Below are 16791 nucleotides of genomic sequence, written 5' to 3'. Positions count from 1 at the left end.
CGTGCGGTCGAGATGCAACGAAACGCGAGGCCGCCGCATCCTCGCTGCAGAGACACCATGACCTTCGGCGCATGGGCGCCCGCAGGCAAGGTGATATACCTACCTACAACACCAGACAGGCCCTGTCCCGATGCTGCCTTCCTCCCCCCGTTTTACCGGGCTCGCCTCCGGGCGTTCCCTGCGCCCGTTGCCCGCGTTCGCCATCGCCGCCTGCCTCGCGGCGGTCCTGCTCGGCGGCTGCAAGAAGGGCGACGGCGACGCCCAGGCCAAGGATGCCGACAAGGGTCCGGACGCCATCCCGGTCGAAGTCGCCGCCGTGGCGCGGCGGCCGATCGCGGCCAGCTACAGCGGCACCGCGCCGCTGGAAGCCCGCGGCGAATCGCAGGTGGTGGCCAAGACCTCCGGCGTGGCACTGCAGGTGCTGGCGCAGGAAGGCCAAGCCGTGCGCGCCGGGCAGGTGCTGGTGCGCATCGACCGCGCGCGCCCGGCGCTGCAGGCCGCGCAGGCCGAGGCGCAGGTGCGCAAGCTCGAAGCCAACTATTCGCGCGCACGCACGCTCGCGGCGCAGAAGATGGTCAGCGCCAACGACCTTGACCAGCTCAAGTACGACCTGGAGAACGCGCGCGCGGTCTGGAACATGGCCCGGTTGGAACTCTCCTACACCGACGTGGTCGCGCCGATCTCCGGCACGATCGCCTCGCGTTCGATCAAGCCCGGCAATTTCGTGCAGATCAACACGCCGATCTTCCGCATCGTCGACAACTCGCGGCTCGAAGCCACGCTCAACGTGCCCGAACGCGACCTGGAGACGCTGAAGGCCGGCCTGCCGGTCGCGTTGCAGGTGGATGCGTTGCCGGGCAAGAGCTTCGCCGGCAAGGTCGACCGCATCGCGCCGGTGGTGGATTCAGGCAGCGGTACCTTCCGAGTGGTCTGTGCGTTCGACGGTGGCGGCTTGCTGCAGCCGGGCATGTTCGGGCGCATTCGCATCGATTACGACCAGCGCGCGAACGCATTGGTCATCCCGCGCGTCGCGCTGCTCGACGACGAGGACGATCCCGCGGTATTCGTCGCCCGCGGCGGCAAGGCGGCGCGGGTGTCGGTCAAGCTCGGCTACACCGATGGCGAATGGGCCGAAGTGCTGTCCGGGCTCAAGCAAGGCGATCAGGTCGTGACCGCGGGCAAAGTCGCGCTGCGCGAAGGCAGCGCGGTGCAGGTGCTCGGCGCGCAAGCGACGAAGGCGGTCGCCAGGGCCGCCGCGCCGAAGTCGGGCGCGAAGCAATGAGCGCCTCGCCGAACGGGGCTGCGCGCGGCGCGCGCGGCCTCGTGGAATTCTGCACGCGTCGCCGGGTGACGGTGGCGATGGTGACGCTGACCTTCGTGCTGTTCGGCGTGATCGCGCTGCGCGACCTCAAGGTCAACCTGCTGCCCGACCTCAGCTATCCCACGCTCACGGTGCGCACCGAATACACCGGCGCCGCGCCCGCGGAAATCGAAACCCTGGTGACGCAGCCGGTCGAGGAAGCGGTCGGCGTGGTCAAGAACCTGCGCAAGCTCACCTCGGTCTCGCGCACCGGGCAGAGCGACGTGGTGCTGGAATTCGCCTGGGGCACCGACATGGACCAGGCCAGCCTTGAGGTGCGCGACAAGATGGAGGCGCTGCAGCTGCCGCTGGAAGCGAAGGCGCCGGTGCTGTTGCGCTTCAATCCATCCACCGAGCCGATCCTGCGCCTCGCGCTGTCGGACAAGGGCAATGGCGGCGACGAACTGCGGCGCCTGACCGAACTGCGCCGCTACGCCGACGACGACCTGAAGAAGAAACTCGAACCCGTCTCCGGCGTGGCCGCGGTCAAGGTCGGCGGCGGCCTCGAGGACGAAGTGCAGGTCGACATCGACCAGCAGAAGCTCGCCGCGCTCGGCATTCCGATCGAAACCGTGATCCAGCGCCTGCAGCAGGAGAACATCAACGTCTCGGGCGGCAAGCTCGAGGAAGGTTCGCAGCGCTACCTGGTGCGCACGGTCAACCAGTTCGCCGACCTCGACCAGATCCGCAACATGCTGGTCACCACCCGCGCCGCGAGCGCCGGCGACAGCGCCGCCGACCAGGCAATGCGGGTCGCGGCCGCCAGCGGCGACATGAGCGTGATGGCGGCCCTCGCGCAGGGCAGCGCCAGCAGCAGCGCGGCGGTGGCCGGAGGCGGGCAGGCGCTGCGCCTGGGCGACATCGCCACCGTGCGCCAGGGCCACAAGGAACGCGAGGCGATCATCCGCCTCGGCGGCAAGGAGGCGGTGGAACTGGCGATCTACAAGGAAGGCGACGCGAATACGGTGGCCACCGCGGACGCGGTGCAGAAGCGCCTGGCCCAGCTCAAGGACCAGATTCCCGCCGATGCCGAACTGACCGTGATCGACGACCAGTCGCAGTTCATCCGCCACGCGATCAGCGACGTGAAGCTGGACGCGGTGATCGGCGGCCTGCTGGCGATCCTGATCATCTTCCTGTTCCTGCGCGATGGCTGGAGCACGTTCGTGATCTCGCTGTCGCTGCCGGTGTCGATCATCGCCACGTTCTTCTTCATGGACCGGCTGGACCTCAGCCTCAACGTGATGTCGCTCGGCGGCCTTGCGCTGGCGACCGGCCTGGTGGTCGACGATTCCATCGTCGTGCTCGAATCCATCGCCAAGGCGCGTGAACGCGGGCTCGGCATCATCGACGCCGCCATCGCCGGCACGCGCGAGGTGAGCATGGCGGTGTTCGCGTCCACGCTGACCACCATCGCGGTGTTCCTGCCACTGGTGTTCGTGCAGGGCATCGCCGGCCAGTTGTTCCGCGACCAGGCGCTGACCGTGGCGATCGCCATCGCGATTTCGCTGTGCGTGTCGATGACGCTCATCCCGATGCTCAGTGCGCTCAAGGGTCGTCCGCCGATGGCGTTCCCGGAGGAAGCGCCACATCCGCAGTGGCAACCCGGGCGCAAATGGTTGAAGCCGGTCGCGACTGGCAAGCGTGGCATTGGCGCCGGCATCCGCGGCGCGTTCTTCGGCGTCGCGTGGCTTGTCGTGCGCATCTGGCGCGGGATCGTGGCCGTAGTCGGCCCGGTGATGCGCAAGGCCAGCGATCTCGCAATGAAGCCGTATGCGCGTGCCGAATCCGCCTACCTCAAGCTGCTGCCGGGCGCGTTGCTGCGACCCAAGCGCGTCTTGTTCGCGGCCGCGGTGGCGTTCGGGCTGACCTTGCTTGCGATCCCGATGCTGGGAGCGGACCTGATCCCGCAGCTGGCGCAGGATCGCTTCGACATGACGGTGAAACTGCCGCCGGGCACGCCGCTCGCCGAAACCGACGCGCTGGTGCGTTCGCTGCAGGAACAGCACGCGAAGGACGACGGCATCCGCGCGCTGTACGCTGTCAGCGGCACCGGTACCCGGCTCGACGCGAATCCGACCGAGAGCGGCGAAAACATCGGCAAGTTGACCGTGATCATGGCCGATGGCGGCAGCAAGCAGGTCGAGGCGCGCGAAACCGATTCCCTGCGCAAGAGCATGCAGGGCCACACCGGCGCACAGGTCGACTTCAGCCGTCCGCAGCTGTTCAGCCTGTCCACGCCGCTGGAAATCGAACTCAGCGGCGAGGATTTGCCGACCATCGAACGCGCCGGGCAGAAGCTGGTGCAGATGCTGCGCGCGAACCCGCACTACGCCGACGTGAAATCCTCGGTGGAGCAGGGCTTCCCCGAAATCCAGATCCGCTTCGACCAGCAGCGCGCCGGCGCGCTCGGCCTGACCACGCGCCAGATCGCCGACATCGTGGTGAACAAGGTCGCCGGCGACGTCGCCACGCGTTACAGCTTCCGCGACAAGAAGATCGACGTGCTGGTGCGCGCGCAGGCCGACCAGCGTTCCTCGGTGGAGGACATCAAGCGCCTGATCGTGAATCCCGGCGGCGGCAATCCGGTGACGCTCGATTCCGTCGCCGACGTCGTGCAGACCACCGGCCCGAGCGAAATCCACCGCGCCGACCAGATCCGCGTGGCGCTGGTGTCGTCCAACCTGCGCGGCATCGACCTCGGCACCGCGGTGCGCGAGGTGAACGAGATGGTGAAGCGCGATCCGCTCGGTGCCGACGTGCGCCTGCACATCGGCGGGCAGGGCGAGGAACTGGGCGAATCGGTGCGCTCGCTGCTGTTCGCGTTCGGCCTCGCGGTGTTCCTCGTCTACCTCGTGATGGCATCGCAATTCGAATCGTTGCTCCACCCGTTCGTGATTCTGTTCACTATCCCGCTCGCCATGGTCGGCGCGGTGCTGGCGCTGCTGCTCACGCGCTCGCCGGTGTCGGCGGTGGTGTTCATCGGCCTGATCCTGCTGGTCGGGCTGGTGGTGAAGAACGCGATCATCCTGATCGACAAGGTCAACCAGTTGCGCGAACACGGCGTGCACAAGCGTGAGGCGTTGGTGGAAGGTGCGCGATCGCGGTTGCGCCCGATCATGATGACCACGCTGTGCACGTTGTTCGGCTTCCTGCCGCTGGCGCTGGCCTTCGGCGAGGGCGCGGAAGTGCGTTCGCCGATGGCGATCACGGTGATCGGCGGCCTGCTGGTGTCGACGTTGCTGACGCTAGTGGTGATCCCGGTGGTGTACGACCTGCTCGACCGCAAGCCGGACGAGTACTACGCCGAACGCGGTCGCCGCGCGCGCCACGACGCCGAGGAAGTCGCCGAAGGCCTGCGCCACGAAGGCGATGCGCTGGGCGAGGGCGCGGCATGAGCGCGGGATCGCGGTTTCGTGCACCACTGGATACGGCGCCGGTGAACGTGCGGGTGAAACTGGCGCTGCTGTGGGCGGCAACGATGTTCTGCTACGTCTACGGCGATTATTTCGAGTTGTACGTCCCGGGGAAGCTGCAGGAAATGATCGGCGGGCAACTGGCGTTCGGCCCGGCGACGCAGGGCGCACTGGTGGGCACCTCGCTACTGCTGATCGTGCCCGCGTTGATGGTGGTGTTCACGGTGCTGCTGGCGCCACGCGCCTGCCGCCTGGCCAACATCGTGCTCGGCGTGTTCTACGCGCTGGTCATGGCGATGGCGGTACAGGGCGCCTGGTATTTCTACAAGCTGTTCGGTGCGGTCGAGATCGCGCTGACCCTGTCCATCGCGTGGCAGGCGTGGCGATGGCCGAGGCGTGCCGCGGAGCAGCGCCCGTGAGCATGCACGAACCCCTTCAGCGGAATCGGAACAGAGCCGCGCGAGTCGCTGGCCTGCTGTATCTGATAGTCGTCGTCGCCGGCATGTACAGCTTGGCTTACGTACCTTCGCACATCGCCATGTCGGGCGATGCTTCGACGGTGGTGCAAAACCTGACGGCATCCGAATCGCTATTCCGGTCCGGGATCGCGGCGGCCGTGGTTTGCTACATCGCCTTCCTGTTGCTGCCGATTGCGCTTTACAGGTTGCTCGGAGCAGTCGCCGTCGCCCCGGCGACGCTGATGGTGGCATTCGCACTGGCCAGTGTCCCGGTCTCGTTCGTCAACCTCACCCACAGGCTCGATGTGTTGTCGATCCTAGACGTGGGCAGCCATTTGCGATCGTTGTCCGGCGAACAACTGCATGCCCAGGTGATGCTGTCGCTGGATGCCTACCGCAATGGGTTGCTCATCTCGGAGGTGTTCTGGGGATTGTGGCTGCTTCCTTTCGGCTACCTGGTCTTCAAGTCCGGGTTTTTGCCCCGACTGCTCGGCATCCTGTTGATGGCGGGCTGCTTCGGCTACCTGATCGATGTCTTCGGGCACCTGTTGTGGCCCGGCTACGCGGAATCCGCGATTGCCGATTACGTCCGCCTGCCCGCGGCGGCGGGGGAAATCGGTACCTGCCTGTGGCTGTTGGTCGTGGGGGTGCGCCAGCCGCGGGAACAGGTCGCATCGATTCGTGCAGCGAACAACCCATAGGTCGAAGACAGCATGAGCATCGCCGAATTCAGTATCAAGAGGCCGGTCACGACGATCATGTTCTTCGTGTCGCTGTTCGTGATCGGCCTGATCGCGGCGATCCGGTTGCCGCTGGAAGCCTTCCCCGAAGTCTCGCCGCCCTTCATCTTCGTGTCGCTGCCGTACGCCGGTTCGACCCCGGAGGAAGTGGAACGCACGGTGCTGCGCCCGGCCGAGGAAGCGCTGGCGACCATGAGCGGGATCAAGCGCATGGACTCGAACGCCACCTCCAGCGGCGCGCAGGTGTTCATGCAGTTCTCCGACTGGAGCCGCGACGTCGCCATCGCCGCGTCCGAGGCGCGCGAACGGCTCGACGCGATCCGCGACGAACTGCCCGACGACCTCAAGCGCTACCAGGTGCTGAAGTTCTCGACCACGGACCAGCCGGTGCTGCGCGTGCGCCTCGCCAGCAAGCAGGACCTGACCAGCCAGTACGACATGATCGACCGCGAGTTCAAGCGGCGGCTGGAGCGGATTCCCGGCGTCGCGCGCGTCGAAGTGTCCGGCGCGCCGCAGAACGAGGTCGAGATCGCGGTGCTTCCCGATCGCCTGACCGCGCACGGCATCGGCCTCAACGACCTCAGCACCCGGCTGCAGACGGTGAACTTCTCGGTGTCGGCCGGCGAGATCGACGACGGCGGCAGGCGCCTGCGCGTGCAACCGGTGGGGGAAATCACCGACCTGCAGCAACTGCGCGACCTGGTGATCGCACAGGACGGCACGCGCCTGGGCGACATCGCCGACGTGCGCCTGAAGCCTGGCGAGAGCGATGCCGACCGCCGCCTCGACGGCGAACGCGCGGTGGGCCTGGACATCTTCAAGGAGCGCAACGCGAACCTGGTGCAGGTGTCGCGGGACGCGCTGGCGGAAGTGAACGCGATCCGCGCGCAACCGGACCTGTCCGACCTGCAGGTCAAGATCATCCAGGACCTCGGCGACAACGTGACCAGTTCGCTGACCGAACTCGCGGAGGCCGGCGGCATCGGCCTGCTGCTGTCGATCACCGTGCTGTATTTCTTCCTGCGCCACTGGCCGTCGACCCTGATGGTGACGCTGGCCATCCCGATCTGCTTCGTGATGACGCTGGGCTTCATGTACTTCGCCGGCGTGACCCTCAACATCCTGTCGATGATGGGCCTGTTGCTTGCGGTCGGCATGCTGGTCGACAACGCGGTGGTCGTGGTCGAAAGCATCTACCAGGAACGCGAGCGCATGCCGGACCAGCCGCGGCTGGCGTCGATCCTCGGCACCCGCCACGTGGCCATCGCCCTGACCGCGGGCACGCTCTGCCACTGCATCGTGTTCGTGCCCAACCTGTTCGGCGAACGCAACTTCCTCAGCATCTACCTCGCCCAGATCGCGATCACCATCTCGGTCTCGCTGCTGGCGTCGTGGCTGGTGGCGGTGAGCCTGATCCCGATGATCTCGGCGCGGTTGAAGACGCCGCCCGCCGTCCGCGACGAACGCGGCCTGATCCCGCGCCTGCAGAAGCGCTACGCGAAGCTGTTGCGCTGGACGCTGGAACACCGCGGCTGGAGCGTGGCGGGCATCGTGCTGATCATCGCGATCAGCTTCGTGCCGATGGCGCTCACCAAGAAAAACATGTTCGGCGGCGACGACGGCGGCGAGACCAACATCTACTACCAGTGGAAGGGCAGCTACACCAAGGAGCAGATGTCGGCGGAGATCCTGCGCGTCGAGGACTTCGTCAACGCCAACCGCAAGCGCTTCCACGTCACCCAGGTTTACTCGTGGTGGAGCGAGCAGGGCGACGCCGGTACGCGCCTGACCTTCGATACCAAGAAGGCGGGGGCGACCAAGCCACTGATCGAGGCGATCCGCAAGGAATTGCCGAAGTCCGCGCGCGCCGACATCGGCATCGGCAACGACGGCGGCGGTCCGGGCAGCGGGCAGCCCGGGCAGAACGTGCAGGTGCAGCTGGTCGGCGATTCGACCCAGGTATTGCACGCGATCGGCGACGATATCGTGCCCATCCTCGCCCACCGCAAGGAACTGCGCGACGTTCGCGTCGATGCCGGCGACCAGAATACCGAGCTCAACGTGCACGTCGACCGGGAACGTGCGGCGGCCTTCGGTTTCAGCGCGCAGCAGGTCGCGGAGTTCGTCGGGCTCGCGCTGCGCGGCGCGCCGTTGCGCGAATTCCGCCGCGGCGACAACGAAGTGCCGGTGTGGGTGCGCTTCGCCGGCGCGCAGGATTACCGGGTCGAGGACCTGTCCGGTTTCACCGTGCGTTCGCCCGATGGCCGCAGCGTGCCGCTGCTGGCGATGGTGGACGTGCAGGTGAAGCCGGCGGCGACCCAGATCCAGCGCAGCAACCGCCAGACCACGCTGACGATCAAGGCCAACCTTGCGCCCAAGGTGACCATGCCCGAAGCGCAGAAGGCGATGGAAGAAACGCTCAAGGGCGTGGCCTTCCCCGATGGCTACGGTTACAGCTTCGACGGCGGCGGCTTCCAGGACGACCAGGACGCGATGAAGCAGATGAACTTCAACCTGCTGATCGCGCTGGTGATGATCTACGTGGTGATGGCGGCGGTGTTCGAATCGCTGCTGTTCCCCTCGGCGATCATGTCCGGCGTGCTGTTCTCGGTGTTCGGGGTGTTCTGGTTGTTCTGGATCACCGGCACCGAGTTCAACATTATGGCGTTCATCGGCATCCTGGTGTTGATGGGCGTGGTGGTGAACAACGGCATCGTGATGATCGAGCACATCAACAACCTGCGCCGGCGCGGGCTGTCGCGCACCGAGGCGTTGGTGGAAGGCAGCCGCGAGCGCCTGCGCCCGATTTTGATGACGATGGGCACGGCGATCCTGGCGATGGTGCCGATCGCGATGACCACGACGCAGATCGGTGGCGACGGCCCGCCGTATTACCCGATGGCGCGTGCGATCGCCGGCGGGCTGGCGTTCTCGACGGTTGTGAGCCTGCTGTTCCTGCCGACGATCTACGCGATGCTCGACGACCTGCGCAACGCGACGCGGAAACTGGTCGAACGCGCGAAACTGCGTCGCGGCCAGCAATTGCAGCCGGCGGCGGTTGCGGCGATCAGTGCGGAGTGACTTTTGCATTTCCCTCTCCCCGCGAAGCGTGGGAGAGGGTGCCCGCAGGGCGGGAGAGGGGTGATTAGTCGTCGAAACGAAAAAGCGGGCGAAACCCCGCTTTTTTTGATTAACAGGTTGTTCATTTAATAATGTTATTGGCCTAGATGCATTTCGATATCGTCGATTATTGCTGTAAGCGCATAAATGGCGAGCGTGCCGAGATCGGTCAGCATTCCCCAGCGACCTTCGATCATCTCATCTTTAATTAGATCAAAGCTAATTTCTTGAAAGACCATTGTTGCGCTGACGCGACTTACTCCATTTCTGTGAATCAAATCGTTTCGAACGCGTGATGCGAACTCAAGCAACGACTTCTCGTTCGCGTCTATGGCTTTCTCGGATTCAGCCCTGTCGAGGAAGATAGAAAATGGGCCGTTAAATGCGGCGGATCGAAGTCTTTCTGAGCCTCGATTACCGAGAATCGACGGCATTGAATATTCAATTACTGATAACACGCCGACAAAGAACCATTTTTCGGTTTCGATCACTCGCTCTGTTTGATCATTGGCGAGTTCCTGGTCTTCCAGTATGCAGTGCGCATAAAAATCTATAATTTCTGCTGCATACCGAGCCTTATTGCTCAGCCTAATAAAGCAAATCCGGTACGGGTGATCTGGGGAAAATCGTCTTTCGAAATTAGTAGCACATTTATTAGCCAGTGCCTCGGCATGTCGGAGCTTTTTAAAGATGGTTGCAAGTCTGGCGTGCATGATTACTTGGCCATCTAGCAATTAAATTTTCTAGGATTCGGCTTGGCGATTGAATTGGCGTGCATTAACCGGTCAAAAACACGGTTCAGTGCATCAACTTCCCAATGATGCGCAATCCCGCGAGCCACTCGCCGGCAATCGTGCCGAAGCAAGTCAGCATGAACACCAGCACCACGCGAGTGACGCGATTGCGATACCAGCCGCCCAGCGTCTGCGCGTCGTCGCGCAGTGCGAGGAAATCGCCGTAGGCCGGCTTGCGCATGCGTACTTCCACCAGCGCGGCGAACATGCCCGAAGGCATGCCCGGCCGGAATGGCTTGAACGGCGCGGAGACCGCGCCCGCGAGCAGGCTCAATGGATTCGCGCCGGCCAGCAATGCGCCGACCGCGGTCATGCCCACCGTCCACAACACCCACTGCTTGAGCACATCCGTGCCGAGCGCGAAGCCGCCGTGCCAGAAACCCCAGCCGATGCCGCACAGGATCAGCGTCGTGAATACGATGGTGAACCACGGGATTCGCCGCTTCTTCGCGACGAAATCCAGTTCCACGCACAGTGCATCCGGATCGCGCGTGTCCTCGCGCAGGTAACGGGCGAGGCCTTGCAGGTGCCCCGCGCCGACTACCGCAAGCACCGTCTTCGCATTGCCTGGAGTCGCGCGCAGTTTCGCCGCCATGTACTGGTCGCGTTCGTCGATCAGGCGCGCATACAGCTCCGGACTGTCCTTGGCGAATTCGCCGAAGCTCGATTCGAGCATGTCGCCTTGCTTGAGTTTCTCGATCTCGTCCTCGCCCACGTCTTCGCTGACGAACAGGCTGGCCGCGAGTCCCGCACCGAGCTTCGCGCGCGCCCACCAGCCGAGGCCGGCGGAGACGCGACGGAAGGTGGTGCCGACGTCGCGGTCGATGAGGTGCAGCGGCACGCCGCGCGCCTGCGCTTCGGTCGCCGCGGCCTTCAACTCCGCGCCCGGCTCGATGCCGAGTTGCTCCGCAAGCCGGCGCTGGTAGGCGGCGAGTCCGAGGTTGGCGGCGAACAGCGCGACCTTGCCGTCGCGAATCACTTTCACCAGATCGAGTTTCGCCAACGCCTCGGGATCGGTCAGGGCCTGCAGGCGTTGCGCGTCGAGTTCGACCGCGATGGCATCGAAGCCGCCCGCATCGATCGCCGCGCATACCGCATCCACGCTCGCCTTCGACACATGCGCGGTGCCGAGCAGGGTGTGGCGCACGCCGTCGCGTTCGACGATGGCGTGTGGTTGGCCGGCGAGAATGGAATCAATGGTCATATCAGGAATCGTTGTCGAATCGTCGCGAGCGATGGCAGTTCTGGTGCGCGCGGAGCGCAGCAACCGGAGTTGATGTTGGAATCAATGAGGATTGCGAGCACCGCACGCGCCGGAAATGCCGAGCGCAGCAGATTCGCAACGATTCCTCAATCGCGGTAGCGTTTCGTCAGATCGCCGTAGGCATCGATGCGCCGGTCGCGCAGGAACGGCCAGATCCGGCGCACGTGTTCGCTGCGCTGCATGTCGACTTCGGCAAGCAGGATCGTCGGATCGGTTCCCGCTTCGGCGATGAATTCACCCTGCGGCCCGAGCACGTGCGAATTTCCCCAGAAGTCGATACCGGCGGCGTCAAGTGGCGACTGTTCGTGGCCGACGCGATTGCAGCTCAGCACCGGCAAGCCGTTCGCGACCGCATGCCCGCGATGCGACAACACCCAGGCGTCACGCTGCCGATTCTTCTCGTCCTGCGCATCGTTCGGATCCCAGCCGATGGCGGTGGGATAGAGCAGCAGCTCCGCGCCGGCCAGCGCCATCAGCCGCGCGCCTTCCGGGTACCACTGGTCCCAGCACACCAGCACGCCGAGGCGGCCGACCGAAGTGTCGATCGGAGTGAAGCCGAGGTCGCCGGGCGTGAAGTAGAACTTCTCGTAGAAACCCGGATCGTCGGGAATGTGCATCTTGCGATACTTGCCCGCGGTCGAGCCGTCGGCGTCGAACACCACCGCAGTGTTGTGGTACAGGCCGGTCGCGCGCTTCTCGAACAGCGAACTGACCAGCACCACGCCGTGCTGCTTCGCCAGCTTGCCGAGGCGTTCGGTGCTCGGTCCGGGGATCGGTTCGGCAAGGTCGAATTCGTCCACAGATTCGTGCTGGCAGAAGTAGGCGCCGTTGTGCAGTTCCTGCAGCAGCACCAGCTTGGCGCCGGACTTCGCGGCCTCGGCTACGCGCGATTCGATCACGGCGAGGTTCGCCGCGGCGTTGCCGTGGTTCTTTTCCTGCACGAGCGCGACGGGGAGCTTGGAGAACTTGGACATCACATCAGTCCTTCGGGCAATTGCATGGTGATGCAGTGCAGGCTGCCGTTCTGCCAGATCAGCGGGCGACATGGGACCTGCACGATTTCGCGGTCGGGAAACGCATTCGCCATCACGGCCGCGGCGGCATCGTCCGCCTCGTCATCGTAAGCCGGTATCAGCACCGCGCCGTTGACGATGAGGAAGTTCGCGTAGCTCGCGGCCAGGCGACGCCCGCCGTCGAGGATCGGCCGCGCCCACGGCAACGGGAACAGCCGGTACGGCCTACCGTCCTGCGTGCGCAGCGCGGCGATTTCATCGGCCATCGCCTTGAACTCGGCATGATGCGAATCGGATTCGTCGTCGCAGGCCTGGAACACGATGGCGTCGCCGGGCGCAAAGCGGGCGAGGGTGTCGACGTGGGCGTCGGTGTCGTCGCCCTCGAGGTAACCGTGGTCGAGCCAGAGCACGCGATCCTGCTGCAGCCAGCCGGCGAGCTTTTCGGTCAATTCCTCGCGCGATGCCTGTGGATGGCGTTCGTGCAGGCATTGCCAGGTGGTCAGCAGCGTGCCCGCGCCGTCGGTGTCGATGGCGCCGCCTTCCAGCGCGAAATCGATGGGTGCGCGGTCCGCATCGCGGAACAGCGATTGCGCGTCGAGGCGTTCGACGAGGCGGTCGTCATCGCCAGCCTCGAACTTGCCGCCCCAACCGGTGAAGCGGAAATCGAGCAGTCGGAACGCGTTTCCATCGCGGAGCGTGATAGGTCCCGAGTCGCGCAGCCAGGTGTCGTCGTAGGGCACGGTGACGAAGCGCACGCGCTGCATGTCTACGCGGTTCGAGCGCAGGCGCATTTCCGCGTAGGTCTCGACGTCATCGTCGGCCACGCAGATCACGACGTCCTCGAAACGCGCGATCGCCGCGACCAGCGCGATGTAGGTGTCCTCGACCCCGGCCAACCGTTCGGCCCAGTCGGTGCCGGCGTGCGGCCACGCGACCAGTACCGCGGACTGGGGTTCCCACTCCGCGGGGAAACGCAGGGCTGCGGGCATCAGCGGATCGGCGGCTTGGGGCCGGTCTCGTTCGCGCTGGCCTGAATGGCGACGGCGTCGATCACTTTTTCTTGTTCGAAATAGACGACGAAGCCGGGATAGGTCCAGCGGTTGATCGTCGGCCACGCGCGCTTTTGCCCGCCGCGCGGGTCGAGGCGGTCGCTGGGCGCGCCGAAGCGGGCCTGCACCTGGGCCATGCTCATGCCGCGCGCGGGCATGGCGGCGTGGTTTTCCTGCTGCACGCGTTCGACCAGCAGGGTTTCCGCGGCGACCGGCGCCGATGCAACGAGGACCGCGAGCAGGGTGATGCCGAAACGGAAGGTCATGGCGAACTCCAGGCGTTGGGCGGGATGCGGGAGTGTAAGGCTAGGGCATGGCGCGTCGATGCCGCGCGATTCCTGCCCGCAGAAACGAAGAAGGCCGCCCTGCGGCGGCCTTTCGAGGCGAAGCCCGAAGCGCTTAGCGCTGGCGCGCCTTGAAACGCGGATTGGACTTGCAGATCACGAAGACCTTGCCGCGGCGGCGGACGACCTTGCAGTCGCGGTGGCGGGCCTTCGCCGACTTCAGGGAGGACAGGACCTTCATGACGGAATCTCGGCTGGAATGTGGATGGGGAAACGCAGCCGCGCATTCTAGCGGGACTTTCCCCGCCGATTCAAGCGCTTGCGCACGCTTCCCGAGGCGCCCGGCTAGAATGCCCCGAACCCCGGAGACACCCATGCCCAAGACCGTGCCGGTACTGACCATCGATGGCCCGTCCGGATCGGGCAAGGGCACCATCAGCCGGCTCGTCGCCACCCGGATTGGGTGGCATTACCTCGATTCCGGCGCCTTGTACCGCGCCGTCGGGCTGGCCGCGGCTTGGGAGCAGATCGACCTCAGCGACGAAGACGCGGTCGCGGCCTGCGCGGCCCGGGCCGACATCCGCTTCGACGCGGAATCCGAAGGCGGCGAGCCCCGCGTCATCGTCAACGGCAAGGACGCGACCCATCAGCTGCGCATGGAAACCGCCGGCGCGGCGGCCTCGGCCATCGCCGCGCTGCCGGCGGTGCGGGCGGCGCTGGTCGACCTGCAGCGCGGTTTCCGGCGCCCGCCCGGGCTGGTCGCGGACGGTCGCGACATGGGTACGGTGATCTTCCCGGACGCCGGGACCAAGGTGTTCCTCACCGCCAGCGCCGCCGAACGTGCCGAAAGGCGTTATAAGCAGTTGAAGGATAAAGGGGTTTCCGTTACATTGGACGGTCTTCTGGGCGAAATCCTCGCCCGCGACGCCCGCGATGCGAATCGCGCGGTGGCGCCGCTGCGACCGGCCGACGACGCCGTCAGCATCGACACCACCGGACAGGGCATTGCGGCGGTCGTCGAGCAGGTGCTGGCCTTGCTGCCGGCTTCCCTGCGCGGCGCGAAGGGCTGATTCCAGCAGAACCCGCTCCGTCGCGGCCAACGCGGCGGTTCCAACCCACTCCGACACTCACGGCCATGGGCAATCCCGCCTGCGCCGATAACGGGTGGGCCTCGCGGCGACGCGCGGCCCGGACATCAACGAGAACATTGCAATGACCGAATCTTTCGCAGAACTGTTTGAAGCCAGCCAGGCCAACCTCGCCAAGCTGAAGCCCGGTGCCATCGTCAAGGGCGTCGTGGTCGACGTCCGCAACGACGTCGTGGTGATCAACGCCGGCCTGAAGTCCGAGGGCATCGTCCCGATCGAACAGTTCCGCAACGACGCCGGCGAAATCGACGTGGGCATCGGCGACGAAGTGAAAGTCGCCCTCGACAGCCTCGAAAACGGTTTCGGCGAAACCGTCCTCTCGCGCGAGAAGGCCAAGCGCGCCATGGTGTGGGACGAACTCGAGGAAGCGCTCGAGAAGAACGAGACCATCGTCGGACGCATCAGCGGCAAGGTGAAGGGCGGTTTCACCGTCGACATCAAGGACGTCCGCGCGTTCCTGCCGGGCTCGCTGGTCGACGTGCGCCCGGTCCGCGACCCGGTGTACCTGGAAGGCAAGGAGCTGGAGTTCAAGCTCATCAAGCTCGACCGCAAGCGCAACAACGTGGTCGTCTCCCGCCGTGCGGTGGTCGAGAGCGAGCATTCGGAAGAGCGCGAACAGCTGCTCGAGAAGCTGGTCGAGGGCGCGGTGCTGAAGGGCGTGGTCAAGAACTTGACCGACTACGGTGCGTTCGTCGACCTCGGCGGCATCGACGGCCTGCTGCACATCACCGACATGGCGTGGAAGCGCGTTCGCCATCCGTCCGAAGTGGTCGAAGTCGGCCAGGAGCTGGACGTGCGCGTGCTCAAGTACGACCGCGAGCGCAATCGCGTCAGCCTCGGCCTCAAGCAGCTGGGCGAGGATCCGTGGGACAACATCGCCCGCCGCTACCCGGCCAACAGCCGCGTGTTCGGCAAGGTCTCCAACGTCACCGATTACGGCGCGTTCGTCGAGATCGAGCCGGGCGTCGAAGGCCTGGTCCACGTGTCCGAGATGGACTGGACCAACAAGAACGTCAACCCGGCCAAGATCGTGCAGGTCGGCGACGAAGTGCAGGTGATGGTGCTCGACGTGGACGAAGAGCGTCGCCGCATCTCGCTGGGCATGAAGCAGGTCACCAGCAATCCGTGGGAGACCTTCGCCGCGATCCACAAGAAGGGCGACAAGGTGTCGGGCCAGATCAAGTCGATTACCGACTTCGGCATCTTCATCGGCCTGGACGGCGGCATCGACGGCCTGATCCACCTGTCCGACATCAGCTGGAACACCACCGGCGAAGACATCGTGCGCAACTTCAAGAAGGGCGACACGCTGGAAGCCGTGGTGCTCGCCGTGGATCCGGAGCGCGAGCGCATCTCGCTGGGCGTCAAGCAGCTCGAACAGGACCCGATGGGCCAGTTCGTCGCGAACAACGCCCGCGGTTCGATCGTCAAGGGCACGGTGAAGGAAGTCGACGCCAAGGGCGCGACCGTCGACCTCGGCGATGGCATCGAGGGCTACGTCTCCGCCCGCGACATCTCGCACGAGCGCGTCGACGATGCTTCGCAGGTGCTCAAGGTCGGCCAGGAAGTCGAAGCCAAGGTCATCGGCAACGACCGCAAGGGCCGCAGCATGCAGTTGTCGATCAAAGCCAAGGACGAAGCCGAAACCCAGGAAGCGCTGGCGAACTACAACAAGTCCGCCAACGACGCTTCCGCCGGCACCACCCGGCTGGGCGCCCTGCTGCGCGAGCAGCTGGAAGGCAAGTCCGAGTAACCGTTTCGCGCCAGCGGCGGCCCGGTCACCCCGGGCCGCCGCATCGCGCGGCGACCAGTCGGAATCCCGATGACAAAATCGGAACTGATCGAAATCCTGTCCCAGCGGCAGGTGCACCTGAAGGCCGACGATGTCGACCTCGCGGTGAAGTCGCTGCTGGAAATGATGGGTGGCGCGCTCGCCACCGGCGAGCGCATCGAGGTGCGGGGCTTCGGCAGTTTCTCGCTGCATTTCCGTCCGCCGCGCACGGGGCGCAACCCGAAGACCGGCGATGCCGTGGCCCTGTCCGGCAAGCACGTCCCGCACTTCAAGCCGGGCAAGGAATTGCGCGAGCGGGTCAGCAGCGTGGTTCCGATGGACGCGGAAGGCTGAGAACCTTCGCCGGCCCATGC

General features: G+C 65.4%; 14 protein-coding genes. 8 read left to right on the top strand and 6 right to left on the bottom strand.

Translation table 11 applies throughout. From position 1 onward, the window contains the following. Window positions 1-130 precede the first annotated feature (130 nt). From FNZ56_RS03195 to FNZ56_RS03175, 5 genes are read left to right on the top strand one after another with little or no spacing between them, the layout of a single operon-like run. A complete protein-coding gene (locus FNZ56_RS03195) occupies window positions 131-1282 on the top strand; it encodes an efflux RND transporter periplasmic adaptor subunit (RefSeq protein WP_143878463.1) in 1152 nt (383 codons plus the stop codon). Then, entirely contained in the window at window positions 1279-4758 is a 3480-nt protein-coding gene (locus FNZ56_RS03190) for an efflux RND transporter permease subunit (RefSeq protein ID WP_143878462.1), read from the top strand. The genes FNZ56_RS03195 and FNZ56_RS03190 overlap by 4 nt, the downstream gene beginning before the upstream one ends. Then, window positions 4755-5195, top strand: coding sequence for a DUF6326 family protein (locus FNZ56_RS03185; RefSeq protein WP_143878461.1), 441 nt, complete (start codon window positions 4755-4757; stop codon window positions 5193-5195). The genes FNZ56_RS03190 and FNZ56_RS03185 overlap by 4 nt, the downstream gene beginning before the upstream one ends. 2 nt (window positions 5196-5197) lie before the next feature. Continuing rightward, window positions 5198-5935, top strand: coding sequence for a DUF4386 domain-containing protein (locus FNZ56_RS03180; protein ID WP_143880247.1), 738 nt, complete (start codon window positions 5198-5200; stop codon window positions 5933-5935). 12 nt (window positions 5936-5947) lie between these two features. Next, entirely contained in the window at window positions 5948-9055 is a 3108-nt protein-coding gene (locus FNZ56_RS03175; RefSeq protein WP_143878460.1) for an efflux RND transporter permease subunit, read from the top strand. Between the two features lie 134 nt (window positions 9056-9189). Here the strand turns inward: FNZ56_RS03175 and FNZ56_RS03170 are convergent, their stop codons facing one another. The 6 genes from FNZ56_RS03170 to ykgO all read right to left on the bottom strand — a co-directional run bounded on the left by FNZ56_RS03170 (window position 9190) and on the right by ykgO (window position 13739). Then, window positions 9190-9807: a hypothetical protein gene (locus FNZ56_RS03170; RefSeq protein ID WP_143878459.1), complete on the bottom strand. Its 618-nt coding sequence runs from the start codon at window positions 9805-9807 to the stop codon at window positions 9190-9192. An 85-nt stretch (window positions 9808-9892) separates the two neighbouring features. Beyond that, window positions 9893-11092: a TraB/GumN family protein gene (locus FNZ56_RS03165; protein WP_143878458.1), complete on the bottom strand. Its 1200-nt coding sequence runs from the start codon at window positions 11090-11092 to the stop codon at window positions 9893-9895. Window positions 11093-11238: 146 nt separating this feature from the next. Beyond that, complete coding sequence (locus FNZ56_RS03160; protein ID WP_143878457.1) at window positions 11239-12126, bottom strand: carbon-nitrogen hydrolase; 888 nt, start codon at window positions 12124-12126, stop codon at window positions 11239-11241. Then, entirely contained in the window at window positions 12126-13154 is a 1029-nt protein-coding gene (locus tag FNZ56_RS03155) for an agmatine deiminase family protein (RefSeq protein WP_143878456.1), read from the bottom strand. The genes FNZ56_RS03160 and FNZ56_RS03155 overlap by 1 nt, the downstream gene beginning before the upstream one ends. Beyond that, window positions 13154-13480: a hypothetical protein gene (locus tag FNZ56_RS03150; RefSeq protein WP_143878455.1), complete on the bottom strand. Its 327-nt coding sequence runs from the start codon at window positions 13478-13480 to the stop codon at window positions 13154-13156. Before FNZ56_RS03150 ends, FNZ56_RS03155 begins: the two co-directional genes overlap by 1 nt. A 133-nt stretch (window positions 13481-13613) precedes the next feature. After that, entirely contained in the window at window positions 13614-13739 is a 126-nt protein-coding gene (ykgO, locus tag FNZ56_RS03145) for a type B 50S ribosomal protein L36 (RefSeq protein ID WP_010342887.1), read from the bottom strand. Between the two features lie 133 nt (window positions 13740-13872). Here ykgO and cmk point away from each other — a divergent pair, with 133 nt between their 5' ends. The 3 genes from cmk to FNZ56_RS03130 all read left to right on the top strand — a co-directional run bounded on the left by cmk (window position 13873) and on the right by FNZ56_RS03130 (window position 16771). Then, on the top strand, window positions 13873-14568 hold the full coding sequence (gene cmk, locus FNZ56_RS03140; protein WP_143878454.1) for a (d)CMP kinase: 696 nt from the start codon (window positions 13873-13875) through the stop codon (window positions 14566-14568). A gap of 142 nt (window positions 14569-14710) precedes the next feature. After that, complete coding sequence (rpsA, locus tag FNZ56_RS03135; protein WP_143878453.1) at window positions 14711-16399, top strand: 30S ribosomal protein S1; 1689 nt, start codon at window positions 14711-14713, stop codon at window positions 16397-16399. A 69-nt stretch (window positions 16400-16468) separates the two neighbouring features. Further along, on the top strand, window positions 16469-16771 hold the full coding sequence (locus tag FNZ56_RS03130) for an integration host factor subunit beta (protein WP_143878452.1): 303 nt from the start codon (window positions 16469-16471) through the stop codon (window positions 16769-16771). The last annotated feature ends 20 nt before the right edge of the window (window positions 16772-16791 follow it).

Origin of the sequence: Lysobacter lycopersici (assembly GCF_007556775.1) — a bacterium.
In the GTDB taxonomy this organism is placed as follows: Bacteria; Pseudomonadota; Gammaproteobacteria; order Xanthomonadales; family Xanthomonadaceae; genus Pseudoluteimonas; species Pseudoluteimonas lycopersici.
The sequence above is the reverse complement of the archived record's forward strand: the minus strand, read 5'-3'. Positions and strand labels throughout refer to the sequence as shown.

Excerpts from the sequence above, each read along its gene's own strand:
- FNZ56_RS03195 (WP_143878463.1), top strand. The coding sequence starts at position 131 with ATGCTGCCTTCCTCCCCCCGTTTTACCGGGCTCGCCTCCGGGCGTTCC.
- FNZ56_RS03190 (WP_143878462.1), top strand. The coding sequence starts at position 1,279 with ATGAGCGCCTCGCCGAACGGGGCTGCGCGCGGCGCGCGCGGCCTCGTG.
- FNZ56_RS03185 (WP_143878461.1), top strand. The coding sequence starts at position 4,755 with ATGAGCGCGGGATCGCGGTTTCGTGCACCACTGGATACGGCGCCGGTG.
- FNZ56_RS03180 (WP_143880247.1), top strand. The coding sequence starts at position 5,198 with ATGCACGAACCCCTTCAGCGGAATCGGAACAGAGCCGCGCGAGTCGCT.
- FNZ56_RS03175 (WP_143878460.1), top strand. The coding sequence starts at position 5,948 with ATGAGCATCGCCGAATTCAGTATCAAGAGGCCGGTCACGACGATCATG.
- FNZ56_RS03170 (WP_143878459.1), bottom strand. The coding sequence starts at position 9,807 with ATGCACGCCAGACTTGCAACCATCTTTAAAAAGCTCCGACATGCCGAG.
- FNZ56_RS03165 (WP_143878458.1), bottom strand. The coding sequence starts at position 11,092 with ATGACCATTGATTCCATTCTCGCCGGCCAACCACACGCCATCGTCGAA.
- FNZ56_RS03160 (WP_143878457.1), bottom strand. The coding sequence starts at position 12,126 with ATGTCCAAGTTCTCCAAGCTCCCCGTCGCGCTCGTGCAGGAAAAGAAC.
- FNZ56_RS03155 (WP_143878456.1), bottom strand. The coding sequence starts at position 13,154 with ATGCCCGCAGCCCTGCGTTTCCCCGCGGAGTGGGAACCCCAGTCCGCG.
- FNZ56_RS03150 (WP_143878455.1), bottom strand. The coding sequence starts at position 13,480 with ATGACCTTCCGTTTCGGCATCACCCTGCTCGCGGTCCTCGTTGCATCG.
- ykgO (WP_010342887.1), bottom strand. The coding sequence starts at position 13,739 with ATGAAGGTCCTGTCCTCCCTGAAGTCGGCGAAGGCCCGCCACCGCGAC.
- cmk (WP_143878454.1), top strand. The coding sequence starts at position 13,873 with ATGCCCAAGACCGTGCCGGTACTGACCATCGATGGCCCGTCCGGATCG.
- rpsA (WP_143878453.1), top strand. The coding sequence starts at position 14,711 with ATGACCGAATCTTTCGCAGAACTGTTTGAAGCCAGCCAGGCCAACCTC.
- FNZ56_RS03130 (WP_143878452.1), top strand. The coding sequence starts at position 16,469 with ATGACAAAATCGGAACTGATCGAAATCCTGTCCCAGCGGCAGGTGCAC.